The sequence below is a fragment of the Paratractidigestivibacter sp. genome (assembly GCF_963660155.1).
GTDB lineage: Bacteria > Actinomycetota > Coriobacteriia > Coriobacteriales > Atopobiaceae > Paratractidigestivibacter.
Map to the genome: position 1 here is coordinate 14,245 of NZ_CAVKWG010000011.1, position 24,812 is coordinate 39,056.

Here is a 24,812-nt window from a genome sequence, read left to right on the forward strand (position 1 = left end):
GGGTCTCCTATTCCTCGGGGTTGGTTTGTTCGGCGGCGGGCTCGGCGGCCGGGGTGGCGGCGGGCGCGGCGGCAACGCCGCCCTGCTCGGCGGCCACGTACTCGTCCCACGTGCCGCTCAGCAGCGCGTCGACGGCCGCGCCCTCGACGGTCTCGCGCTCCAGCAGGACGCGCGCCATGGTGTCCATCAGGTCCATGCGGTCGGCCAGCACCTCGCGGGCGCGGTCGTGCGCCTCGCGCATGATGCGCTCGACCTCGTCGTCGATGCGCTTGGCGGTCTCGGCCGACAAGTCGTTCTTCTGGCCATAGTCGCGGCCGAGGAAGACCTCGTGCTGCGCCTCGCCGAAGACCTGCGCGCCGAGGTCGTCGCTCATACCGTAGCGGGTAACCATCTCGTGCGCGATCTTGGTCGCGCGCTCGAGGTCGTTGCTCGCGCCGGTGGTGATGTCGTCGCAGAACATCTCCTCGGCGGTGCGCCCGCCGAGCAGCACGGCGATCTGGTCGAGCATGCCCTCGCGGGTCTGGAGGAAGTGGTCCTCCTCGGGCACCTGCATGGTGTAGCCGAGCGCCTGGCCGCGCGCGATGATCGAGATCTTGTGGACCGGGTCGGAGTTCTCGAGGATGTGCCCGACGAGGGCGTGGCCGCTCTCGTGGTAGGCGATGGTCGCGCGCTCCTTCTCGGTGATGACGCGGCTCTTGCGCTCGGGGCCGGCCATGACGCGCTCCATGGCCTCCTCGACCTCGTTGGCGCCAATAGATGCGCGGCGGCGGCGGGCGGCGAGAAGCGCGGCCTCGTTGCACAGGTTGGCCAGGTCGGCGCCGGTAAAGCCCGGCGTCAGCTTGGCCAGGCGCTCGAAGTCGACGGACTCGGAGAAGGGCTTGTTGGCGGCGTGGACGCGCAGGATCTGCTCGCGGCCCTTGACGTCGGGGCGGTCCACCGTGACGCGGCGGTCGAAGCGGCCGGGGCGCAGCAGGGCGGGGTCGAGGATGTCCGGGCGGTTGGTGGCGGCGATTAGGATGACGGCGGAGTTCTCCTCGAAGCCGTCCATCTCGACGAGCAGCTGGTTCAGGGTCTGCTCGCGCTCGTCGTGGCCGCCGCCCAGGCCGGCGCCGCGCTGGCGGCCGACGGCGTCGATCTCGTCGATGAAGATGATGCAGGGCGCCGCGGCCTTGGCCTGCTTAAAGAGGTCACGCACGCGGGAGGCACCCACGCCGACGAACATCTCGACGAAGTCGGAGCCCGAGATGGAGAAGAACGGCACGCCCGCCTCGCCGGCGACGGCCTTGGCCAAGAGCGTCTTGCCCGTGCCCGGGGGGCCGACGAGCAGCACGCCGCGCGGGATCTTGGCACCCATGCGGCGATAGCGCTCGGGCTCGGAGAGGAAGTCGCGGACCTCCTGCAGCTCCTCGACGGCCTCATCGATGCCGGCCACGTCGGCGAACTTGACGCGCGGGCGCTCCTCGGGGGCCGTCTTGGCCTTCGTCTTGCCGAACTGCATGGCGCGGCCGTTCTGGTCGCCGATGCGGCGCATGAAGTAGATGAAGACGCCGACGGTGACCACCGTGGGCAGCACGCTGAGCAGCAGGGTCTCGAGCATCGAGCCGTCGGTGGTGTCGATGGTGAACTTGACGCCGGGGTGCGCCGCCATGAGCTCCTGCAGCGAGTCGGAGCCGATGTAGTAGGTCTTGTATTTGACCAGGTCGGACTCGTTTTTGGAGTCGCCGTGCCAATACTCGCCGCTCGCGGAGCCGTCGGAGGTCTTGTACGTCACATCGTGGACGCGGTCCTCGTTGACGGCGGTCACGAACTCGTTGGTGGCGATGGTCTCGGTCTCGGACTGCGACGTAAACGGGTTGCCGCCCATGGAAACGATGAGGTAAATGGCCACGGCGAGCACGATGAGCAGGGCGGCACCGTAGGGATTCTTGCCGCCGTCGCCGCCGGGCAGGGGCAACTGGTCGAGGCGGTCGCGCTTCTGGCCGCCCTTGCGGTCCTCGGGCGCTTCGGGCTTTTGTGGCTTGTCAGACAATGGCGGTGCTCCTTGCTAAAACACATGAGGCAAGAAGGGCAGCTCGCGGCCGCCCTTCTTGCCGGACTTACTTCTTAGGAATAAACCTCGGGCTTGAGGATGCCGATGTAGGGCAGGTTGCGGTAGCGCTCGGCGAAGTCGAGGCCGTAGCCGACGATGAACTCGTCGGGGACGTGCGCGCCCACGTACTCGGGCTCGACGGCGGGTTTCTTGCCCTCGACATCCTTGACCAGGAACGCGGCGACCTTAACGGACTTGGCGCTGCGGGCCTCGAGCATGCGGATCAGGTACGAGAGGGTGAGGCCGGAGTCGAGGATGTCCTCGACGATGAGGACGTCGCGGCCCTCAATCTTTGTGTCGAGGTCCTTGACGATGCGCACGACGCCGGAGCTCTTGACGCCGTCGCCATAGCTGGAGACGGCCATGAAGTCGACAGCGATGGGGCACTCGATGGCGCGCATGATGTCGGCGGTAAAGACGACGGCGCCCTTGAGCACGGCGACTACCAGCGGGTTCTTGTCTTTGTAGTCGCGGGTGATCTCGGCGCCCATGCGCGAGATGATGCCCTTGATGTCCTCTTCGCTGAGCACGACTTCCGAGACGTCCGGGTGCAGTGCCTCCATGGGTTCCCCTTCCTGGGAATGTTTGCACAGGTGGCGCGGGCCTTGGGCGGCGCGCCGATACAGGTCATAAGGATACACCGCGGAGGCGTTGCCGCACGCAGAGAGGCTAGTTTTGACGAGCGCGAAACGGTTTTGCGCGGGTTCGCCGGGACGTGACCGCTCGCCGGCTTAGCGCGCCTGCTCCATCCGGAGCTCCAAAAGCAGGCGCGTGGAGGGCTCGCAGCGGCAACGCTCGTCGGCGCGGACGCCCGCGACCCACACGATGGCGCCCGAGGGGGCCGTGCGGGCCACCGGCACGGCCGGGCGCTCGGGCACGGGGACGCGCGCCTCGCCGAGCAGGTCGGAGAGCTTCTTGGACTGGCCGTGCATGCCGAGCGGGCACAAGACATCGCCCGCGCGGGGCCCGTCGACCCAGAGCTGACCGCCGTTCGTGGCATCGATTCCGCAGGCAGCGGCGTCAAGAAGCACCGACTCGCCAGCCCACTCGAGGCCGTGGGCGCGCGCAAGGGCGCACACGTCGGTTGCCGCGTCGACCGGGCGCAGGCGCGCGGCGAGCACGCAGCCGCCGGGCAGCTCGAGCTTTCCGGGGACCTCCAACCAGGCGGCCGGCGCCTCCGCATCGGCGGTTCTTGCCCGCAGCACGAGCAGGCCGTGCGCGACGCGCGCGTCGACGCCCATCGGGATGGTCGCCGAACCCTCCTGCGCAGCAACGATCCGCAGGACAGAGGCCACGTGCCGCGCCTCGAGCCGGGCCTCGGGGCACACGGAGAGAATCGCCGCGCGCACGACGCGACGGGCGATGGCCACCTCGGTCGCCGCCAGGCGCGCGGCGTCGAGCGCGATGAGCCCCTTGTCCTCGCGGCGCGTGAGGTCGCGGCGGGCGCGGGCGGCCACGGCGGTGAGGTAGGCGTCCTCGTCCGAGAGGATGTCGCAGGTGTTCGCGATGCTCGCGGCCAGGCGCTCGTTGCGCTTCTTGGCAACCGGCAGGACCTCGTGGCGAACAAAGGCGCGCAGGTAGCGGGTGTCGGCGTTGGTCGCGTCCTCTCGCCAGACGATGCCGCGCATGCGCAGAAGCTCGCAAAGCTCGTCGTGGGTGCGGTCGAGCAGCGGGCGCACGATGCGGTTGCGGCGGCGCGGGATGGACGAGAGCCCGGCGGCGCCGGTGCCGCGGATCGCGTTCATAAAGAAGGTCTCGGCGCGGTCGTCGGCGGTGTGCGCGGTGAGGATGCGCGCGGCCGAGCGCGGGCAGCCCACCTCGGCGCAGAGGTCGTTGGCCAGCTCGACGGCGGCCGAGTAGCGGGCCACACGGCCGGCGTTCTCGACGTTGCCGTCGGTTCGCGCGGCGAGCTCGGCCACGTCGACGCGGCGCACGGTGCAGGGGATGCCATAGCGGTCGCAAAGCTCGCGGACCGCTTCCTCGTCCTCCTCGGCATCGATACCCCTGAGCTGGTGATTCACATGCAGAACGTGCAGCCGCTCGCGGGCGATGCGAGCCTCTCCGCGGCCGTCGTCGATGTCGAGCGCGGAGGTCGCGGCAAGAACGAGCAGCGCCGTGGAGTCCGCGCCGCCCGACACCATGAGCACGACCGGCGCCGAGAGCTCGGCGTCGTCGCGGCCGCTCGGGCGGTCGAAGCGCGGGCCCGAGCCGGCATATCGGCGAGAAACGCTCGGCATTCTTGTCTCCCCCATCGAGTACGCTGTTTGACCGAACCAGTTTACAACGCGCCTGCGCCGCGGCATGGCCGCGGGTCGCTGGCGCACCCGACGCCCCGCGGCGGCGCCCCGGCGGCCGAAAGGACCCGAATGTACCCGCAGATTCATCTCCACGTGCTCGCCAGCGGCTCGAAGGGAAACGCGACCCTGGTAGAAGGGCCGGACGGCTTCGTGCTCGTGGATTGCGGCATATCTCACAAGGCGCTGCGCGAGCGCGCCGAGGAGCTCGGGCTCGACCTCGGCCGGCTGCGCGCCGTGCTGGTCACGCACGAGCACGGCGACCACACCAAGGGCCTGCCCGTGCTGTCGCGGCGCTTCTCGGGGCCGATGTACGCGACGGCCGGCACCGTGGGCGCGCGCAAAGACCTCGTCGGGCTGCCGTTTACGCTGGTAGACCACTCGTGTGAGCTGGACCTCGCAGGCATGCGCGTGCGCTGCTTCCCCACGAGCCACGACGTGGCCGACCCGATGTGCTTTCGCTTCGAGACCGACGACGACGCCGTGGGCTACTGCACCGACTCGGGCGTCCTTACCGACGAGGCGATGGCGCTGCTCTTCGGCGTGCGCGTGCTCGCCATCGAGTCCAACCACGACCCGCGCATGCTGGCGAGCGGCCCCTACCCCGCCTACCTCAAGGAACGCGTCGCGAGCGAGCGCGGCCACCTTTCCAACGAGCAGGCCGCCGAGGCGCTTCGCGACCTCGTGGACGAGGACACCGAGACCGTCGTGGCCATGCACCTCTCGCAAGAGAACAACCGACCGAGCGTCTGCGTCCGCGCGCTCGCGGCGGCGGTCGGCGCCGAGGCCGTAAACGACGCCTGGAGCGAGGCCCGCACGCCCGACGGGCTTCTGAGCATCTGCGCCGCCGGCCAGGACTGGCCGGTAACGGTCTGGTAGGCGCCCCGAGCCGCGCCCCGTTCGCAAATCGCGAGCAATACCAACGCCACGCGCATGCGGATTGGTATTGCTCGATTTTTGCGAACATTCCGGCCAAAATGTTCGCAAATCGCGAGCAATACCAACGCTCGGCGCCGCGTCTTTGGTATTGCTCGCGATTTGCGAACGCGCGGCGCAAAAAAGCGGCGCCGAGACCCCCGACGACGCGCGAAACGCTCCCCGCGACGACCGCGCTCCCAAAAAATCGAGCAATCCCACAATCCGGTTGCCCAGCCGTGGGATTGCTCGGATTTTTGAGAGCGCAGCCCCGGTTTCGGACCGCTAGTCGATGGTGATCTTGGTCACGTTGTTCTGCTCGACCTGCTTGGGGACGTTGATGGTGAGGACACCGCCCTCGAACTTGGCCGAAAGGCCCGCGGTGGCCGCATCCTTCAGGTAGACGCCGCGCGTGGCGCTCCACTCGCCGGTCTCCTTGTACAGATAGTTCTTGCCCTTCTCCTCCTCGGGCTCCTTGTGGTCCACGGAGATGGAGAGGCGACCCTCGTTGAGCTCGACGTCGATGTCCTCGCGCTTAACGCCGGCCAGCTCGGCGGTGACAACGTACTTCTCGCCGGCGTCCTCGACGTTCATCTTGAACGCGCCGACGGTCTCGGCGCTCTTTGCCAGCGAAGAAACCGGGGAGCCGAAGAAGTAATCGAACGGGTCGGACCAGTTGCGGAGGCCGCGAGAAACGTAAGGAACCATGCTTGCCATATGTACCACTCCTTTGGTTGTAGTGCCGTGGGGCACCGTGTCTGAACAGTGGTAGTTATGCCCGAAGGCGCAACTTCTAAACCGAGATTCGAAGGTTTTCTGCGCGTCATATACTCACCATATCTAAGTGTGGCCGACTTAGGTTTGACAACCGCAATTTGGAGACATTCCCCTTTTTGCACGCGAGTCGTAGTTGCGGGCTCGTCGTCGAGTCGTTGGGCAAATCACTTGAAACAGCGGTTCGTGTGCAAAAAGGGGACTGTCCCCAAATTGCGGTTGTAGGCAGCCGCGGCGCGTGCCTGCGCTAGAATCTTCAACATTGCTGTGTAGACGAACCTGGAGCCAGACATGGACGACCAGCTCGAACCCAACATCGCACGAAGCGCGCCCGAAATCGACGCCGTGTCTGAGGCCGCCCCCGCAGCTGACGCAAGGGCCGCACAGCCCTATCCCTACGTGCGCCGGCGCCCGGCCCACCGCAATGTCGGTACCGTAAGCGACTACGACGACGCGGGCGAGATCACCTCCGCGAACACCACGCACGACTCCGGCTACACCAACCGCGGCTCGCTGATGAGCGGCGACTCGTATCGCCGCTCCCGCGCGGACGCGCAGAAGCTCCGCCGCGACCTCCACTACGGCCAGTACCTCGAGATCCCCAAGGGCCGCCGCGACATCTTCGTCAAACACGAGCGCGTCGCGCGCATCAAGGCCTTCCTCGCGATTGTGGTCGTGGTCGCCATATTGGCGCTCGCCTTCCGCTTTATGTCGAGTTACATACAGATTAACTGAGACGCCACGAGCTAAGCGCAACTCAGACAGCAAGAAAAGCGCCGCCGCCGAATCGGTTTTCGGCGGCGGCGCTAATTTGTTGCGAAGGGGCGGCGCCGGCGGGCGCGACGCGCTCGGCGCCGGGTCATCCGCGCTAGTTCCAGGGGTCGCGCTCGAAGAGCGGCTCGGGCACCGGGCGGCGGTCGGAATACGGATCGTACCCGTCGTCGTCTTCGTTCTCGGCGCGCAAAAACTCGCGGCGCTCTTCCTCGGCCGCGCGGGTCTCGGCGCTACTGCTGCTCGATCTTGTCGCCAGACTGGCTGCCGGAGTTGTCGCCGGACTGGGGCTGTTGCTCACTCGACTCCCCCTCCTTCTGCTCCGTGGTCGGCGTGTCGGTCGCCGGGAACCCCGCCTTGAGCACCGACGAATCGTCGTAAAGGTATACATAGGCGATGTACTTCTCGATGCTGCCGCCGTACGGCGTCAGGTCTATCGAGGTGAAGTGGCTCTTGGGGACGACCATCGCGCTCACCTCATGGATGTCCTCGGCGCTGCCGATGATGACCGCCCAGTAGTAGTCCGACATCTGCCCGTAGCCGCAAATAAAGCTACGGTCCTCGGCCTTGAAGCCGAGTTCCTCGAGGTCAGCGGCGGTGCAGCTGCTCGTATAGCCGCTTAAGCCGCACTCATCCATAACGGCGCGGACGCCGTCGGTCGTCTCGTACTCGGAGCCGACGACCACGTTTGTCGACGAGAAGGTGTAGCAGACGCCGCCGACGGGCGCGCCGTTGGCGAGCACGTCGTCGCGCGCGTTGCCCTCGGCGGTCGGCGACTCGGGATACGCGGTGAAGGCGATCGTGTCGCCGTCGGTGCCCATGTAGACCGCATGCGCGTCGCCGTTGGTCAAGGTCGAGCCGTAGGTGATCGTGTACTTCTCCTGCGTCATGTAGGTGGCGATCTCCTGCGAGGTGCAGTCGAAGTAGCTCATGAGCGAGGTGACCTTATCGGGGAAGGGGCTCGACACCTTGAGGGTCACGGTGTCGCCTTCCTTGGCCTGGGTGCCGGCGGCGGGGCTAGACTCGACCACGGTGTTCCTAGCCTTGTCGGACTTGATGTACTCGACCTTCGCCTGGAGGCCGGCCTTCTGTATAGCGGTCTTGGCGGCGTCAACCGCGAGGCCATTGACGGCGGGCACGACGTAGGGCGTGGCGACGGAGAGAACGACCTCGTCGGCGGCCTTGAAGGTGGAACCCTCGCTGGGAGAAACTCTCAGGACGGTGCCGCTCGCAGAGTCGGAGCTCACAGGCTGGATGCGAATGTTCGTGGCGCCCATGCCGTAGAGCGCTTCCTGCGCTGCGTCCATCTGCTGGCCGGTGACCTGCGGAATCGTGCGCGCGACGGCCACGGTGATGGTCGCGCCGGCAGAGGCCTCGGCACGCGAGCCGGGCTCGGGCGAGCAGGAGATGACGGTGCCGATGCCGTCATCAGCAAAGGTCTGCTCGACCGTCACCTTGAAGCCGGCGGCGTCGAGCTGGGTCGTCGCGGTAGCCTGGTCGAGGCCGACGACGAGCGGGACGGTGCGACCGCCCCAGAGCTCGGTCTTGTAGGTGTACCAGCCGGCGCCGCCGAGGGCCCCGAGCACGAGCACGACGATAAGGGCGACGCCCCAGACGGGCAGTCCCTTCTTCTTTGTGCTCTTGACCGGGGACTGCACGCTGACCGGGGTGTGGACCGTGGCGAGGCCCTCGAGGTCGATGGGGGTGGCAAGGGGGTCGTCGAGGGCGTCGATGCCGTCGGCGGCCTGCTCGGCGCCGTCGACAGGCAGGACGGTCGTGGGGGCGGCGCCGACGAGCTGGGTGACGTCGAAGTCGGGCTCAGCGGGCTCGGCGCCCATCAGCTGCGTGGCGTCGGCGGGCTCAGCGGGCTCGGCGTCGGCGGCACCCATCAGCTGCGTGGCATCGGCGTTATTTATCGGGTCTTGCGTATCCATGACGGCCTCCTGGTCGCGGGTTCGTCTAGGCTCCTCTCATAATAAAGCAGCCGGGCCGCCCCTCCGCACGCGGAAGGCCGGCCCGGCCGCGCAATCAACCGGAAAGTCTGTCCCCAAACCGCTGCAGAAAGGGGACTGTCCCCAAACTGCAGGGGCGCGCTACTCGACGGCGTCGGGTTCCACGGCGTCGCCCGCGACGGCGGCGCGGGCGGCAAAGAGGCGCTGGTCGTCGCCGCAATCGACCTTCACCGTGTCGCCCTCGCGCAGCTCGCCGGCGATAATCAGGTTCGCGATGTTGTCCACGACCTGGCGCTGGACGAGGCGCTTCAGCGGGCGCGCGCCGTAGACCGGGTCGAGGCCGTCGATGGCCAGCGACTGCACCGCGGCCGGCGTGAGCTCGAGCTTGATGCGGTCGCGCTCCAGGCGCTCGCGCACGTCCCTGAGCTGAATGTCCACGATCTTCTCGATGTCCTCGAGGCCGAGCGGCTGGAAGACCACGATGTCGTCGATGCGGTTGAGGAACTCGGGCCGGAAGTGCTCGCGCAGGGCCTCCATGGCCTGCTCGCGGCCCCGGCAGGCATCGCCCGCGGCCTCGGCGCCCGCGATGAACTGGCTGCCCACGTTTGACGTCATGATGATGATCGTGTTCTTAAAACTCACCTGGCGCCCCTGGCCGTCGGTCAGGCGACCGTCGTCGAGCACCTGCAGCAGCACGTTGAAGACGTCGGGGTGCGCCTTCTCCATCTCGTCCAGCAGGATGACGCTGTACGGGTGGCGACGGACGGCCTCGGTGAGCTGGCCGCCCTCCTCGTAGCCCACGTATCCCGGAGGGGCGCCGATGAGGCGCTGCACGCTGAACTTCTCCATGTACTCGGACATGTCGATGCGCACAAGGGAGCGCTCGTCGTCGAACAGACACTCGGCGAGCGCCTTGGCGAGCTCGGTCTTGCCGACGCCGGTGGGCCCGAGGAAGAAGAAGCTGCCGAGCGGGCGGTCGGGGTCGGAGAGCCCGGCGCGGCTGCGGCGCACGGCCGCGGCCACGGCGCTGACGGCCTCGTCCTGGCCGATGACGCGGCGGTGCAGCTCGGCCTCGAGGTTCTTCAGCTTGTCCATCTCGCCCTGCATCATCTTGGACACGGGCACGCCGGTCCAAGCGGACACGACCTCGGCGATCTCCTCGCTCGTGACCTCCTCCTTGAGCAGGCCGCCGGACTCCTGCTTGGCAATAAGCGCCTGCTCAGCGGCATCGTAGTCGGCCTGCAGCGAGGGGATCGTTGAGTAGCGCAGCTCCGAGGCGCGGGCCAGGTCGCCCTCGCGGGTGGCGCGCTCCATCTCGGTCTTCGCGTCCTCGATCTGCCCCTTGAGGTCCTGGACACGATCGATGGCGCCCTTCTCGTTTTGCCAGTCGGCCTTCATGCCGTCGAGTTTCTCGCGGGTAACGGCGATCTCCGCGCGCAGGGTCTCGAGGCGCTCCTTGCTGGCGGCGTCCTCTTCCTTAAGAAGCGCCTGCTCCTCAATCTGCATCTGGGTGAGCTGGCGATCGACGGCGTCGATGTCGGAGGGCATCGAGTCAAGCTCCATACGCAGGCGGCTCGCGGCCTCGTCCACCAGGTCGATGGCCTTGTCGGGCAGGAAGCGGTCGGAGATGTAGCGGTTGGAGAGATCGGCCGCGGAGACCAGCGCCGCATCGGTGATGCGCACGCGGTGGTGCTGCTCATAGCGATCCTTGAGGCCGCGCAGGATGCTGATGGTGTCCTCAACCGTGGGCTCCCCCACCATAACGGTCTGGAAGCGGCGGGCCAGCGCCTGGTCCTTCTCGATGTACTTGCGGTACTCGTCGAGGGTGGTCGCGCCAATGGCGTGCAGCTCACCGCGGGCGAGGGCCGGCTTCAGGATGTTGCCGGCGTCCATGGAGCCCTCGGTCGCGCCCGCGCCCACGATGGTGTGGAGCTCGTCGATAAAGAGGATGATGCGGCCGTCGGCCTTCTCGACCTCCTTGAGCACGGACTTGAGGCGCTCCTCGAACTCGCCGCGGTACTTTGCGCCCGCGACCAGCGCGGACATGTCGAGCTCGACGAGGTCCTTGTCGCGAAGGGTGGAGGGCACGTCGCCGTTGACGATGCGCTGTGCCAGCCCCTCGACGATGGCGGTCTTGCCGACGCCCGGCTCGCCGATGAGCACCGGGTTGTTCTTAGTGCGGCGGCTGAGGACCTGGATGGTACGGCGGATCTCCTCGGTGCGGCCGATGACGGGATCGAGCTTGCCCTGGCGCGCGAGATCGCAGACGTTGCGGCCGTACTTGGAGAGGGCCTCGAGCTCTGCCTTCGCGTCTTGGCTGGTCACGCGGTTGTCGCCGCGCAGGTCGGCGTAGGCGGACTCGACGCGCTTGCCAGTGACGCCGGCGGACTTGAGGATGCTGCCAGCGTCGGTCTTGTCGTCGGCGAGGGCGCAGAGCAGGTGCTCGGTCGTCACGTAGGCGTCGCCCAGCTTGGACGCGAGCTTCTCGGCGGCATTGGCCACGCGCACGAGGGCGTCGCCGCAGCCGAGCTGCGAGTTGGAGCCGGACACGCGCGGCTGGCGAGCGATTACATCATCTACCTGCGCCTCAATGGACTTCGGGTCGGCGCCGACGCGCTCGATGATAGCGGAAAGGTTGTGCTCGCCGGAACTCAAGAGGGCCTTGAGCAGGTGGATGGGCTCCACCTGTCCTGCGTTGGCGTCCGTGGCGATGCCGATTGCGGCCTGGAGCGCCTCTTGTGCCGTAACGGCCCATTTTTCAAATCGCATAGTGCTCACCCTTTCTGGGCTCTCGTATTTATCGCCTACAGTCTTCCCTGTGATGGTGGACGCTATACATAATCTAAGTGTCTATATATTAGATTCTGCAAAGCTGCATCACAGCGCTGCGCCGAAATTGCAAGGTTTAGCCGCTCGTGCGACGTTGGGGACATACCGTTGCAAGGTTTTGCCGCTCGTGCGACGTAAAAGAGGGCCAAAAGGGCGTCTAGAATAGCAAAACCCCCGGTTTGTCAAAGGCAAACCGGGGGTTGAGGGCCAAATCACGTCGCACGAGCGGCAAAACCTTGCAGCGATTTCGTTTTAGGTCGCACGAGCGGCCAAACCTTGCAGCGATTTCGTTTTACGTCACACGAGCGGCCAAACCTTGCACAACCGGCGGCGACACATCGCGCAAAGCGCCTATTCGCCGCTTGTGCCGCCTCCCAGTAGCTTGCGCATGACCTGTTCGGGATTCGCGCTCTCATAGCGTGTCAGCGACGTGATGCGCTCCTGCACGCGATACTCGCGAAGCTCGTCCTCCATCTTTCGGACCTTCTCGCGGAGCTGCTCGACCTCGTCTTGCAGCTCGAGCTCGCGCTCGCGCATGTCGATGATGCGCACGACGCCGGCCAGGTTGATGCCCTCGTCGGTAAGCTTGGAGATAAGGTTCAGCCGGTCGATGTCGGCCTGCGAGTACAGGCGCGTATTGCCGCGAGAACGGCCCGGATTGACCAGGCCTTTCTGCTCGTAGACGCGCAGGGTCTGCGGGTGCATGCCGGTGAGCTCGGCCGCCACGCTAATCATGTAGAGCGGCTTGTTGCGCCCGTCCGCGTTGTTACGCGCCATAGCGCTCGACCTCCTCGCGATAGCCGCGCTCGTCGGCATCACGCAGCGCCTCGAGCGCCTTGCGCTCCTTGTCGGAAAGAAGTGTCGGGACCTGGACCTGCACCGTTACGTAGAGCGCGCCGGTCACGCCCTTGCGCTTAACGTTGGGGGCGCCCAGGTCCTTGAATCGGAACTTCTTGCCAGACTGTGTGCCGGCGGGGACCTTGAGACGCACCGTCTTGCCGGAGGGCGTGGGGACGTCGACCGTGGCGCCCAGCGCCGCCTCGTAGATGGAGAGCGGCAGGTCCATGGTCACGTCGGCGCCGTCGCGCTTAAAGAGCGGGTGCTCGGCCACGTGCGTGGTGATGACCAGGTCGCCGGCCGGGCCGCCGTTGACGCCGGCCTCGCCGCGGCCGCGATAGCGCAGCTTGCCGCCGTCGATGGCGCCCGCTGGGATCTTTACCGTAAGGCCCTGCTCGGCGCCGGTGGACGGGACGCGGTAGCTCACCTTGCGCGTGCCGCCGCTAAAGGCCTCGTCGAACGTGACATCGATGGAGATGGTGAGGTCGGTGCCCTTGGCCGGACGGTTCGCGCGGCCGCCGCCGAAGATCGACGAGAAGTCGAACCCGCCGAAGCCCTCGCCCGCGGCTCCGCCGCCCATGCCGCTGAAGATGTCTTGCCAGTTGCCACCGACGTTGGTGGAATAACCGCCGTAGCCGCCGGCGCCCGGTATGCCGCCGAACATCAAGAGTTGGTCATACTCCTTGCGCTTCTGCTTGTCGGAAAGCGTGGTGTACGCCTCGCTGACCTCCTTGAACTTGGCCTCGTCGCCGCCCGCATCCGGGTGGTACTTGGCGGCCAACCTGCGGAAGGCCTTCTTGATATCGTCGTCGGTGGCGTCGCGCTTGACGCCCAGGATGTCGTAGTAGTTTCTGTCTGCCATGGCTGCACGAGCCCCCTCTCTAAAAAACCGCCCGGGCACGGATGCCCGGGCGCGGAGAATCCGTTAGTTGTTGCCGTCGCCCTCGGGCGCCGCGTCCGCGTCGGCCGGCTCGGGCGCCGGGCGCTTCGGCCCGCCGAAGGTTACCGTGACCATCGCGTTGCGGATGACCTTGTCGCCCATCTTGTAGCCCTTCTGATACACCTGGGCCACGGTCTCGTCGTAAGCCTCGGCGTCCTCGACGCGGCCCACGGCTTGGTGGGCAAGAGGCTCGAACGGCTCGCCGGCGGGGTCGATGACCTCGACGCCCTCCTTCTGCAGCGCCCCCAGCATCTTCTGGTGCACGGCGCCGATGCCGTCGACGAACTGCTTGAGCTGCTCGTTGTTCTCGGTGTCGCCGGCGTGCTCGATGGCGCGCTCCATGTCGTCAAGCACGGGGAGCAGCGAGACGACAAGCTTCTCGGCGGCGCGCTCCTTCTCGGCCAGGCGCTCGGCGGCGGTGCGGCGGCGGAAGTTGTCCCAGTCGGCCTGCAGGCGCATATAGCGCTCGTTGGCCTCGTTGGCCTTGACCTGCGCGGCATCGATCTGGTCCTGGACGCCGGCCAGCTGCTTGGCCAGGTCGTCGCGCTCCTCGCGGAGCTTGCCCGCATCGGCGGCGAGCTCCTTCTCGGCGGCCTCCTCGCCGCGGCGAATGGCCTCCTCGACGCGGGCGCGCTCCTCCTCGGGGTCGAGCACCTCGGCGTCCTCGATCACGGGCTCGGCTGCGGCCTCGGCGGCCGTGCCCTCTACGGTCTCGGCGGCGTTCTCGGCCGCCTCGTCCATGGTCTCCTCAGAGTCGATAGGCACCTTCACGTCACCCTCCTCACTTGAATCGAAAAGGAGGCGGCCGGTTTGGGCCGCCTCCCATACGTCGTCTACCTGCGGCGCGTTTAAATTCCGCGCCGCGCTAACCTGCGTGCGGCGTGCGCCGCGGGCGGCTTATTCGTTGTCGTCGACGACCTCGTAGTCGGCGTCGACCACGTCATCGGAGCCAGCGGCCGCGCCGGCGCCCGGCTGAGCGGCGGAAGCCTCGTCGGTCGTGGAGTAGACAATCTGCGCGAGCTTCTGGGAAGCCTCGGTGAGTTTCTCGCCGGCGGCCTTGATGGCGTCGATGTCGGTGCCCTCCAGCGCCTTCTTGGCGTCGGCGATGGCGGCCTCGACCTCGGTCTTCTGGTCGGCGGGAACCTTGTCGCCGAGGTCCTTCAGGGTCTGCTCGGCGCCGTAGCACAGCGAGTCGGTCTGGTTGCGGACCTCGATCTCGTCCTTCTGCTTCTTGTCCTCCTCGGCGTGGGCCTCGGCGTCCTTGACCATGCGATCGACCTCGTCGTCCGAAAGGGCGGTGGAGCCGGAGATGGTGATCTGCTGGGACTTGCCGGTGGCCTTGTCCTTGGCGGTGACCTTCACGATGCCGTTGGCGTCGATGTCGAAGGTGACCTCGATCTGCGGGACGCCGCGGCGGGCGGCCGGGATGCCGGTGAGCTGGAACTTGCCGAGCGACTTGTTGTCGGCGGCCATGTTGCGCTCGCCCTGCAGGACGTTGATCTCGACGGAGGTCTGGTTGTCGGCGGCGGTGGAGTAGACCTCGGTCTTAGAGGTCGGGATGGTGGTGTTGCGGTCGATCATCTTGGTCATGACGCCGCCCATGGTCTCGACGCCGAGGGACAGCGGGGTGACGTCGAGCAGCAGGATGCCGGAGACGTCGCCGGTGAGGACGCCGCCCTGGACGGCCGCGCCGTCGGCGACGACCTCGTCCGGGTTGACGGACATGTTGGGCTGCTTGCCGGTCATCGACTTGACGAGGTCCTGGACAGCGGGCATGCGGGTAGAGCCGCCGACGAGAATGACCTCGTTGACCTGCGAGATCTGCAGGCCGGCGTCCTGGAGGGCCTTGGTCACCGGGGTCTTGCAGCGGTCGAGCAGGTCGCGGGTGATCTTCTCGAACTCAGCGCGGGTCAGGGTGTAGTCGAGGTGCTTGGGGCCGGAGGCGTCGGCAGTGATGAAGGGCAGGTTGATCTGGGTCTGCTGGGCGCTCGAGAGCTCCTTCTTGGCGTTCTCGGCGGCCTCCTTCAGGCGCTGCAGGGCCATGGGGTCCTTGCGAAGGTCGATGCCGTTGTCGGACTGGAACTTCTCGGCCATCCAGTCGATGACGCGCTGGTCCCAGTCGTCGCCGCCCAGGTGGTTGTCGCCGTTGGTGGCAAGAACCTCAACGACGCCGTCGGCGAGGTCGAGCAGCGAGACGTCGAAGGTGCCGCCGCCGAGGTCGAAGACGAGGACCTTCTGGTCGATGTCCTTCTTGTCGAGGCCGTAGGCGAGGGCCGCGGCGGTCGGCTCGTTGACGATGCGCTGGACGTTGAGGCCGGCGATCTTGCCGGCGTCCTTGGTGGCCTGGCGCTGGGCGTCGTTGAAGTAGGCCGGGACGGTGATGACGGCGTCGGTGACGGGCTCGCCGAGGTACTTCTCGGCGTCGGCCTTCATCTTGGAGAGGGTCATCGCGGAGATCTGCTCGGGGGTGTAGTCCTGGCCGTCGATCTCGACGACGGCGCGGCCGCCCTGGCCCTCCTTGACCTTGTACGGGACGGTCTTGAGCTCGGAGGCAACCTCGGAGTACTTGCGGCCCATGAAACGCTTGATGGAGAAAACGGTATTGGTCGGGTTGGTGACGGCCTGGTTCTTGGCCGCCTTGCCGACGATGCGGTCGCCGTCGGCGCGGAAGCCGATTACGGACGGTGTGGTGCGCTCGCCCTCGGCGTTGACGATGATGGTCGGCTGACCACCCTCGAGAACGGCCATGGCGGAGTTGGTGGTGCCAAGGTCGATGCCCAGAATCTTGCCCATTGTGCGATCCTTTCTGTTTGCGCGTCGGCTTTCCTTCGGGCCGCGCGCCTTTATCTGCGTTGTACGGTTGAGTTTATGCCCGTTGCGTATTGATTCTATACATAATCTAAGTCTCTTCACATTAGATTTTTTGCTGGTCGCGATTTAGGGCCTGAGCTGGGAAGAAGCGCCGGGCGGGTTGTGAACGCCCGGCGCTTCTTGGCAGGTCGCGGATTGTGCGCGGCCCCCTACTCGAGGATCCGGTGCTCGAAACGGCCGTCCTCGTAGATGCCGAAGCTGTGGGTGCCGTCCTTGGGGATGCCGACCGAGCCAGGGTTGAACACGGTGATGTCGGAGTGACCATCGACCTGCTGCAGGACCTTCTTGTGGGTGTGGCCGTAGACGAGGGCGGAGCCGGCGGGCAGGGTCGGCCATTTGTCGACGCTATTGTGCAGGCCGGGGCCGTAGATGTGACCGTGCGTGAGGAAAAACGAGCGGCCGCCGTCGAGCAGAATGTCGTGATCGGCCATGCAGGGGAAGTCGAGGACCATCTGGTCGACCTCGGCCTCGCAGTTGCCTCGCACGGCGATGATGCGATCGGCGATACCGTTGAGCATTTCGATCACTCGCTTAGGCGCGTAGTCGGCGGGCAGGTCGTTGCGCGGGCCGTGGTAGAGCATGTCGCCGAGGAGCACGACGCGGTCGGGCTGCTCGTCCTCCACGGCGCCCATGAGCTTGGCGCACCAGTCGGCCGCGCCGTGGATGTCGGATGCGATGACGAGTTTCATGGCTTCTCCCCTGCGATTCGGGCGATTTTTTGGCGCTCCAATCGTACCGCGACGGGCCTTCGAATAAACACCTCTGACTTATCGCACTTTAAATTGTGAAATACAGAGTACAGGGCGTCTCGCAATGTGATTTATCAGGCCAAATACAGCGTTTGTCGAGCCGTTTACTCCGCTCAGCAGCTTTTTATTATGCGAAATGTCAGAGTTGTCTCTATAGTTGGGCTATGGACGTGCTCATCTGCGATTCAACAGCCTTCCGCTATTGGAGAATCCCTCCCATAGCGCAGCTTCTGGCGGCAGCGCCGGAGGCCGATATCCGCTTGGCCAAGGTTTTGAGCGGCAATGACCTTGAGCTGCTGTCCGCCCGAGCACTTAGGGCCTGCGAGAAGTTCGCCAAGCCTCATTGCGGCAACGCTGGAGAGCTCTATCGAACAATGCTGGATGCCGTCCCCCTTTTGAGCCTTTGCGGAGATGGGCCCTTTGATTTGCTAAGTAAAGACAACCGCGACGTTCGAAGGTCAAGCCTCGTTGAACCCAAGGTCTGGAGCGCAGGGGCGCCTGTCGGCGGAACGCGTGAGGCCACCGAGCTGTTCGGCGTCACATCGCCAGAGTTTACGTTGCAGCAGCTCGCGGCACGCGCGAGCCTCGAGAGAACGCTCCTTCTGGCAAGCGAGCTCTGCGGCGGGTTCTCTGTGTTCCGCCCGCCCGCCGAGATCGCGGGCGTGATTCAACGTCTCTGCAACAGGGGAGTCTTACCCAAAATCGGAGGATGGGAGCCTTGTCTCAGCGGCAGCGGAAAGCTCACCGACCTGTGGAAGCGACCTCCACTTACGACACCGAGCGATCTGAAGCACCTGGCGGAGACAAGCGACTCGTCTCGCGGGAGGGCGCGTCTTTCCCTAGTCGCTGACCTTGTGACGCCGGACGCCGCATCGCCGTTTGAGGTGCAGGCGGGCATCTTGCTCGGCTTGTCGGCACGACGCGGCGGTGCGGGCCTCGACGGCTTCAAATTCAACCATAAAGTCTGGCTTACCCCTGATGCGGCGCTTCTCTCCAAACGGGGAAGCTGCTCATGTGACTTGTACTGGGACGAGGGGCTGGACGTCGAATGCCACAGCATCACATGGCATGCGGAGCGAGACAGTCAGTTGTCCGATTTTGCACGAGAGACTGCGCTGGAGCTCATGGGCATCGAAGTGCTCCCGATTACCTATGAGCAGCTGTCTTCACCGCGGCAATTCGACGCAATCGTCCGAATTATCACCTCCAAGCTTGGGCGCAAACAGCCCGCCAAGACCAAGACGTCCCAGGCGGCGGCGAATCGCCTATGGAAAGAGGTTTTAAAGGTCGACTGGCTTAGGCTTCCCGACGTTTAAGGCCGGCACGAAGCTTACCTCTGACTTTTCGCAGTTTAAATCTGGATTCGTTCGGTATCTAAGGGTGGATTCAGCCTAAAGCTGCAGGTATTAGATCGGATACACCGAAGAATTCCAGGTTTAATGTGCGAAAAGCCGGAGTTTGAATTGCGCGGCAAGAAAATCGGCCCCGGAGGGGCCGTTTTTAAGCGAGTGAAGCGGGCGCGGATAGCGGCTGCGACCGCGTTCGACGCCCGGGCGCGAATTTACGCCTGCTTTTTGGCGAGGCGGGCCTTGATGAGGCCGGCGACGGTCGGGATGATGCTGACCAGCACGATGCCGACGATGAGCAGCTCAAAGTGCTCCTGCACGAACGGGATCCCGCCGAAGAAGTAGCCGAGCAGCGTGAACACCGTGGACCACGTGATGCCGCCGAGCACGTTGAACAGCACGAAGCTGTGCCACTTCATGCCGCCCATGCCGGCAATGAACGGCACGAAGGTGCGGATGAACGGGAAGAAGCGCCCCAGGAAGATGGCCAGGTGGCCCCACTTGTCGAGAAACGCCTCGGACTTGGCCATGCGCTCGGGCGTCATGGCCTTGACCTTGCCGGAATCGATGATCTTGCGCCCAAAGAAGTGGCCAATCATGAAGTTGCACTGGTCGCCCAGGATGGCCGCGACCCACGCCACGGCAAGCAGCGCCACGATGTTGAACCCGCCGTCCGCCGCAAAGAAGCCCGACGCAAACAACAGCGAGTCGCCCGGCAAAAACGGGAAGAACACGACGCCGGTCTCGATGAAGATGATGAGGAACACGCAGCCGTACGCCATCACGGGGCCGGCGGCGATCCAGCCCGCAATGGCCGTGCGCGGGTCTTTAAGCAGCTCAGCGATGAAGTTGACAAAGCCCATGGGTCGAGAACTCCTTTTTGGTCGCGGGTCAAAAACACGCCTGGACACAACACAACCCCGCGGCAAACGTCACGGGGTTGATCAAGTGCGCAAGTGCGCTCGATGGGAACGGGTGCCCGCCAGAGGCCCCTTATGGCTGCTGCCTCCCGGCCCTGACCAGGTTCGAGGTGTGGCGTCACCCGCACCCATCGAACGCGCTCTGCCACAAACTGTACCATGCGCGGGCCCGCGATGGCGGCGACCGTGCCGCTAAACCCCCACAGCCTGCAGAACGAACATAACAATCGTCAGGATCACGACCGCGACGATGGTAAACCACGTCAACGCATTCCACGCGCGCGAGTTGCGGTTCTCCCCCATCACGTGCCGGTCGCTGGCGATAAGCACCATGAAGACGAGCAGCACCGGCAGCAGCACACCGTTGATGACCTGCGCGAGCATCATGATGCCAAAGAGGTCGACGTTCGGGATCACCACGATAACGGCCGACACGAAGATGACGGCGGTGATGATGCCGCGGTACACAGGCGCTTCTTGCCAGTTGCGGTCGCTGCCGCGCTCCCAGCCGAAGGCCTCGCAGATGGCGCTCGACGTGATGCCGGGCAGCACGCACGCGGCGAGGAACGACGCGCCGACGAGGCCCGCGCCGAACAGCAGCGTGGCGTAATCGCCGACGAGCGGCTGCAGCGCGAGCGCCGCGTCCTCGGCGCTGGAGACCGCAATGCCCGCCGGAAACAGCACCGCGCCCGTGGTAAGGATGATGAACCAGCTGATGATGCTCGCCACAACGGAGCCGGTGACGGTATCGATGCGCTGGTAGGGCAGGTCCTCGGCGCGCGCGTTTTTCTCGACGACGTTGGACTGCGCGAGGAAGATCATCCACGGCGCGATGGTGGTGCCGATGTTTGCCACGAGGACCGAGAAGTACGTCGGGTCGGTCGAGAAGCGCGGGATCACAGTGGCGTTGAGCGCGTCGCCCCAGTCGGGCCCGACCATGACGCCGGCGACCACGTACGTGACAAAAACACAGCTGATGGCCAGCAGGATCTTCTCGATGCGGTGGTAAGAGCCGCTCATGGTGAGAAGCCAGATGGCGAGCGCGGCGACGGGCACACTGACCAGGGCGGGCACGCCGAAAAGCGCGAGGCCCGACGCGATGCCCGCGAACTCGGAGAGCGTGACGGTCGTGTTGGACACGAGCAGCGCCAGCATGGCGAGCGTCGAGAGGCGCACGCCGAACTGTTCGCGAATGAGCGACGCGAAGCCTTTGCCCGTCACGCACCCCATGCGAGCTGCGGTTTCTTGCGCGACGATGAGAAGTACGCACATGACGGGGACGGTCCAGAGCTGGCCGAAGCCGAAGGAGGCGCCGGCGCTGGAGTAGGTGGCTACGCCGCCGGCGTCCGCGCCGGCGAGAGCCGCGACCATGCCGGGGCCGAGGGCGGCGAGCACGCGCTTGGGGTCGAGCTTGCGCTTCGTCACTTGCTTCTCGCCCACCACGCTACGCCCCCAGCATTGCCGGGGCCAGCAGCGCCACCGCCGCGACGAACACGGCGAGCGCGACCACCATGGCGGTCAATGACATCGTGAAGCCCGAGGTATCCAGGTTCTTCTCTTCGCGCGTGCGAAGAATGGCCAGGTAGATAGGACAGGCCACAAACGTGAGCAGCACGGCGACCGACGCGGCGGCGAGGCCCAGCGCAAGCCCGGGCATGTAGGCGTGCAACGGCTCGGCAAAGCGAACGCTGCGCAGCGCGAGGCTCGCGAGGAACACGACACCCGCCAGCACGATGCCGAGACCGATGCTCTTTACCGCGAAGCCGAAGGCGGACGGCGAGCCATCATCATTGGGGTCGTTTTGCAGGAAGAAGTTGGCCACGTAGCTCAGCGCGTCGTCCGAGAGCACGAGCGCTGCGGGCAATGCGGCGCAGGTCAGAAACATCATGAGGCTGTTCTCGCCGAGCACGCGCGGGGCCAGGGCGGCGAGCACCACCACACCTGCGAACCACAGGAAGAACCACGCGTTGCGGCGCAGCATCCACACGAGGTCGCCGCCGTGCGAGGAGTCGTCGTCGGACGGGGCGCCGCCGGCGATCTGCAGGTCCTCGGCATGCTCCTCCTCCAGGACGTCAAGCGCGTCGTCGACGGTTACGATGCCCAGCATGTGGCCGTCGTCGGCCACGACCGGCATGGCCAGCAGGTTGTACTTGGCGATGTTCTCGGCCACGTCCTCCTGGTCGTCCTCCGGGCTCGCGGTGATGAGTTCTTCGGTGCAGACGTCCTTGAGGCGCGTCTCGGGCTCTGACACGATGAGCTGGTTGAGCGTGACGACGCCGGAGAGTTTGTTGTCCTCGTCGATGAGGTAGACGTAGCGCACGGCCTCAAAGTCCTCGTCGAGACCACGCAGCATCTGGACCGCATCGGCCACGGTGGTGCCCTCCTCGGGCATCGAGGCGAACTCGGAGGTCATGATGCGGCCCGCGGTGTCCTCGCGGTAGCCCAGCAGCTGGCGGACGGCACGCTGCTCTTGGACGCCCATGAGGCGCAGGAGCTTCTCGGCCTTGTCGTAGTCCAGCTCGGAAACGAGCTCGGCGGCGTCGTCCGGGTCCATCTCGGACAACATGCGCGAGGCGTCGGTCTCGTTCATGTTGCCCATGAGCTCGGCGGCCATCGCGTCGTCGTCGAACTCGGCCATGGCGCCGGCTCGCTGCTCGTCGTCGAGCTGCGCGAAGACCTGCCCGCGCAGGCGTGGGTCGAGACGCTCGATGATGTCGGCGATGTCGGCGGGGTGCATGTCGTCGAGGGTCTTGTGAGAGACGCTCAGCTTGACGTTGGAGAGGTCGCGTTCAACGAGGTCCATGTAGGACCAGGCGATGATGCGCTCGGGAATCTGCTTGCCGAGGGCGCGGGCCACGCGCATAACGCCGCGCTCGAGGGCGGGGTGCAGCGAGCGCAGGATGCCGCGGGCGCCCACCTCGGCGCCAAGCAGGCGCAGCTGCGTAGAGTTGGTGTCGGAGAGCTTGAGGTCGTTCACGCGGACGACGCGCATGCCGCGGGTGTCCACAATCTGCTTGTTCAGGATGTCGCGCGCGATGAGGACCTCGTCCGGCTGCAGGTAAGAGAAGCGGATGTCGGTCGAGTTTACCTTGAGGCGGATCTCGCTCTCGTCGTAGCTGTCGACGTACTTGCGCCAGCTGATCATGAAGGGGGTGCGGCCAGGGCCCTTGAAGGCCAGCGCGGTGACGCGGGGAAAGACCTCGCCCGTAGCGATACCGAGGTCGGAAACGGTACCGATCTTCTCGCCGTCGGCGGCATAGACCGGGTTGCCCATGAGCTGGGACAGGTAGATCATTCGTGCTCCTTTGCGCTGGCGTGGCCGTGCTTGGCCGCGCGGTTGCGGACTTCACGCCTTGACGGCGCGCGATCGAGCACGCCGCAGGTCATCGACTAGCAGGTCGAGGTTTCATGCGGACCCTTCTCTTTGGACTTGGTCAAATCAAATCGTTATTGTACACGACATGCGTATGGGCGCATCAGGCCTAACAAAAGGTTTATGTAAGACCCGCGAGGACGCGCGAATCTGTATAGCGAACACCGCGGGAGGGGATGCTATGGATGTGCAGGGAGCGGCGGCACGGTTGCAACGCAGCACAAACGCAAGGCACGTGCCCCCGCGCTGTAAAGCGATCCAATGCTTGGCAGCTGCCAAAGTGGAGGCCCCGGAGCTAAGGCTCCGCAGGGCCTCCGTCTATATGTGAACCTAGTTTGAGGAGAGGGATTCTCTCCCCGCAGCGGTTTGGAAATCTAGATAATCCCGTAAGAATTTTAAGGTTTCCAAGCTGAAGACAAGCTGGCGACAAGCCGACCATGACAGCAGTGCCGCCCTTAACGGCTTGACTACTTGAAGTGACGGCTGTGCACGGCGTAGTCGCGGCAGGCGCGGGCCAGGTAGCCATAGTGCTCAGGACTGTGGGCGTCACTCGCGATGTAGGTGTAGAGCCCCTCAGCGAACATCTTGCGGGCAGGCCTCTTCTCGCGCCCGAAGCGACCGCCGGCGATAAAGTCGGCAGATGCCTGCAGCTTACACCCCATGCGCACGAGGTCGCGCGCGATCTGGATGTCCTTCTGGATGGCACGATAGCGCTCGGGGTGGGCGATGATCACGGTGTAGCCCATGCCCTGCAAGGTATAGATGGTGCGCTCGTACTCGCGGAAGTCAGCGGCGTCGCAATGGGTATCGAGCTCGAGCAGGAACTCGGGCGTCTCGGCAAAGCGCAGGTAGGGCGCCCAGTCTTCAACGCCGAGCTGCACGAGCTTACGGTAAGCGACCTCAAAACCCATGGACACGTGGACCTCGGGCGCGTGCTCGGCGGCAGCGTCGCGGAACACGCCGAAGGCAGCCACCATCTTCTCGTAATCGAAGTAGGGGCTGCGTGCGTGCGGCGTGCAGACCATAGAGGTCACGCCGACGGCGCGGGCGGCCTCGAGCATCCGAAGGCTCATCTCAAGGTCGGCCGCGCCGTCGTCGACGCCGGGCAGTATGTGGCAGTGCAGGTCGCGCATACAACAAATCCGCTCAGCTCAGGACCGAGCTAGTCGTCGAACGAGGTCTTTGGCTTGTACCCCGACTGGGCAAGAAACGCCATCGTGCTGTCCGCGGCGCCATCGAAGTTGATGTTCGGGAGCGACTTCGGGCCGGGAACCGAGCCCTGCTGAACAGCAGAGGTCCCCGCATTCGTGGCATCAGCGTCGAGGGCGGCAGGCGCGGCCGCAATATCCTCCGCGCTGGCCATGGAATCGGCGACGTCATCGGTAGCCGTATGCACACCCTGGGAAAGAGGCACGTCGGGAAGCTTTGGGGCAGGGGAAGAGCTGTCGGACCCGCCGCTGCGCCGGACCCGCTTACCGTCCTTGTTGTAGTAGTTGTAGTAGTACTCGCTGCGCTCGGAGTCGCAGAAGTTCATTACGGTGCCGATCACGTTCGCATCGGCCTTCTTGAGCTGGTCGTAGGCAGCCAGAATGTCGGCCCGCTTGGTAAAGCCCTGACGCACGACGAGCAGGGTCGCGTCCGCGACCTGCGAGATAATGGCAGCATCGACGAAGGCGGACACGGGCGGCGTGTCGATGATCACGAACGCATACTCCCTGCGCAGGCGCGCCACAAGTTTGCCGAAGCGCTTGGAGGCGAGGATGTCGACCGGGTTGGGAATGTGAGGCTCGACGTCAAGGAAGTGAAGGCCCGGGGTGTCGGTCTCGACGACGGCCTCCTCCAGGGTCACCTGGTTGGCAAGAACGGCATAGAGGCCGTGCTGCGTGTGGATACCCATCTCGTTGGCGATGGACCGGCGGCGCAGGTCGCAATCGACGATGATTACGTCCTTGCCACCGGCGGCAATCGCCTGACCGAGCGCGACAGAAATCGCGGTCTTGCCCTCATTGGGCACCGCAGAGGTGACGACAAGCGTGTGCACAGGGTTGTCAACCGAGGCGAAGCGGATGTTCGCCACGAGGGTCTTCACCGAGTTCTGGAGATAAACGCGGTCGCCCTTACCCATCTTTTGGCTCTTGTTGCTAGCAAACAC

At 65.5% G+C, this 24,812-nt stretch carries 19 protein-coding genes and 1 other RNA gene; 3 read left to right on the plus strand and 17 right to left on the minus strand.

Annotated features, from left to right (window positions below):
- Window positions 1–7: 7 nt before the first annotated feature.
- From ftsH to tilS, 3 genes are all read right to left on the minus strand, one after another.
- On the minus strand, window positions 8–1,948 hold the full coding sequence (gene ftsH, locus U5709_RS01360; protein WP_415860340.1) for an ATP-dependent zinc metalloprotease FtsH: 1,941 nt from the start codon (window positions 1,946–1,948) through the stop codon (window positions 8–10).
- A 155-nt stretch (window positions 1,949–2,103) separates the two neighbouring features.
- Window positions 2,104–2,652, minus strand: a complete 549-nt coding sequence (gene hpt, locus U5709_RS01365; RefSeq protein ID WP_321971386.1) for a hypoxanthine phosphoribosyltransferase — start codon at window positions 2,650–2,652, stop codon at window positions 2,104–2,106.
- Window positions 2,653–2,820: 168 nt separating this feature from the next.
- The gene (gene tilS / locus U5709_RS01370) at window positions 2,821–4,326 is read right to left on the minus strand and encodes a tRNA lysidine(34) synthetase TilS (protein ID WP_321972596.1); all 1,506 of its coding nucleotides are present in this window, start codon (window positions 4,324–4,326) and stop codon (window positions 2,821–2,823) included.
- A 129-nt stretch (window positions 4,327–4,455) separates the two neighbouring features.
- Here tilS and U5709_RS01375 point away from each other — a divergent pair, with 129 nt between their 5' ends.
- The gene (locus tag U5709_RS01375; RefSeq protein ID WP_321972597.1) at window positions 4,456–5,262 is read left to right on the plus strand and encodes an MBL fold metallo-hydrolase; all 807 of its coding nucleotides are present in this window, start codon (window positions 4,456–4,458) and stop codon (window positions 5,260–5,262) included.
- A gap of 321 nt (window positions 5,263–5,583) precedes the next feature.
- Here the strand turns inward: U5709_RS01375 and U5709_RS01380 are convergent, their stop codons facing one another.
- A complete protein-coding gene (locus U5709_RS01380) occupies window positions 5,584–6,015 on the minus strand; it encodes an Hsp20/alpha crystallin family protein (protein ID WP_321971383.1) in 432 nt (143 codons plus the stop codon).
- 348 nt (window positions 6,016–6,363) lie between these two features.
- Between U5709_RS01380 and U5709_RS01385 the strand changes: the two genes are divergently transcribed.
- Window positions 6,364–6,807, plus strand: coding sequence for a hypothetical protein (locus U5709_RS01385; protein WP_321972598.1), 444 nt, complete (start codon window positions 6,364–6,366; stop codon window positions 6,805–6,807).
- A gap of 269 nt (window positions 6,808–7,076) precedes the next feature.
- Here the strand turns inward: U5709_RS01385 and U5709_RS01390 are convergent, their stop codons facing one another.
- The 7 genes from U5709_RS01390 to yfcE form a co-directional block, all read right to left on the minus strand.
- A complete protein-coding gene (locus U5709_RS01390) occupies window positions 7,077–8,777 on the minus strand; it encodes a PASTA domain-containing protein (RefSeq protein ID WP_321972599.1) in 1,701 nt (566 codons plus the stop codon).
- Window positions 8,778–8,936: 159 nt separating this feature from the next.
- The gene (gene clpB / locus U5709_RS01395) at window positions 8,937–11,564 is read right to left on the minus strand and encodes an ATP-dependent chaperone ClpB (RefSeq protein WP_321972600.1); all 2,628 of its coding nucleotides are present in this window, start codon (window positions 11,562–11,564) and stop codon (window positions 8,937–8,939) included.
- A 411-nt stretch (window positions 11,565–11,975) separates the two neighbouring features.
- Complete coding sequence (locus tag U5709_RS01400; protein ID WP_321971379.1) at window positions 11,976–12,401, minus strand: heat shock protein transcriptional repressor HspR; 426 nt, start codon at window positions 12,399–12,401, stop codon at window positions 11,976–11,978.
- Window positions 12,391–13,323: a J domain-containing protein gene (locus U5709_RS01405; RefSeq protein WP_321971378.1), complete on the minus strand. Its 933-nt coding sequence runs from the start codon at window positions 13,321–13,323 to the stop codon at window positions 12,391–12,393. Before U5709_RS01405 ends, U5709_RS01400 begins: the two co-directional genes overlap by 11 nt.
- Window positions 13,324–13,386: 63 nt before the next feature.
- Entirely contained in the window at window positions 13,387–14,172 is a 786-nt protein-coding gene (gene grpE, locus U5709_RS01410; protein ID WP_321971377.1) for a nucleotide exchange factor GrpE, read from the minus strand.
- 126 nt (window positions 14,173–14,298) lie between these two features.
- Window positions 14,299–16,194: a molecular chaperone DnaK gene (dnaK, locus tag U5709_RS01415; protein ID WP_321971376.1), complete on the minus strand. Its 1,896-nt coding sequence runs from the start codon at window positions 16,192–16,194 to the stop codon at window positions 14,299–14,301.
- Window positions 16,195–16,421: 227 nt separating this feature from the next.
- Window positions 16,422–16,961 carry a phosphodiesterase gene (gene yfcE / locus U5709_RS01420; RefSeq protein ID WP_321971375.1) on the minus strand — a complete coding sequence of 180 codons (540 nt, stop codon included), beginning with the start codon at window positions 16,959–16,961 and terminating at the stop codon, window positions 16,422–16,424.
- Window positions 16,962–17,185: 224 nt separating this feature from the next.
- Here yfcE and U5709_RS01425 point away from each other — a divergent pair, with 224 nt between their 5' ends.
- Window positions 17,186–18,337: a hypothetical protein gene (locus U5709_RS01425; protein WP_321972601.1), complete on the plus strand. Its 1,152-nt coding sequence runs from the start codon at window positions 17,186–17,188 to the stop codon at window positions 18,335–18,337.
- A 245-nt stretch (window positions 18,338–18,582) separates the two neighbouring features.
- On the opposite strand, the gene U5709_RS01430 is transcribed toward U5709_RS01425, so the two are convergent.
- The 6 genes from U5709_RS01430 to U5709_RS01455 all read right to left on the minus strand — a co-directional run bounded on the left by U5709_RS01430 (window position 18,583) and on the right by U5709_RS01455 (window position 24,812).
- Entirely contained in the window at window positions 18,583–19,230 is a 648-nt protein-coding gene (locus tag U5709_RS01430) for a VTT domain-containing protein (RefSeq protein WP_321971373.1), read from the minus strand.
- 97 nt (window positions 19,231–19,327) lie between these two features.
- Window positions 19,328–19,421: signal recognition particle sRNA small type (gene ffs, locus U5709_RS01435), an RNA gene on the minus strand.
- Window positions 19,422–19,479: 58 nt separating this feature from the next.
- Window positions 19,480–20,658 carry an Nramp family divalent metal transporter gene (locus tag U5709_RS01440; RefSeq protein ID WP_321972609.1) on the minus strand — a complete coding sequence of 393 codons (1,179 nt, stop codon included), beginning with the start codon at window positions 20,656–20,658 and terminating at the stop codon, window positions 19,480–19,482.
- A gap of 73 nt (window positions 20,659–20,731) precedes the next feature.
- Entirely contained in the window at window positions 20,732–22,582 is a 1,851-nt protein-coding gene (locus U5709_RS01445) for a magnesium transporter (protein ID WP_321972602.1), read from the minus strand.
- Window positions 22,583–23,127: 545 nt separating this feature from the next.
- Entirely contained in the window at window positions 23,128–23,793 is a 666-nt protein-coding gene (locus U5709_RS01450; protein ID WP_321972603.1) for a tyrosine-protein phosphatase, read from the minus strand.
- Window positions 23,794–23,822: 29 nt separating this feature from the next.
- The gene (locus U5709_RS01455; RefSeq protein WP_321972604.1) at window positions 23,823–24,812 is read right to left on the minus strand and encodes a CpsD/CapB family tyrosine-protein kinase; all 990 of its coding nucleotides are present in this window, start codon (window positions 24,810–24,812) and stop codon (window positions 23,823–23,825) included.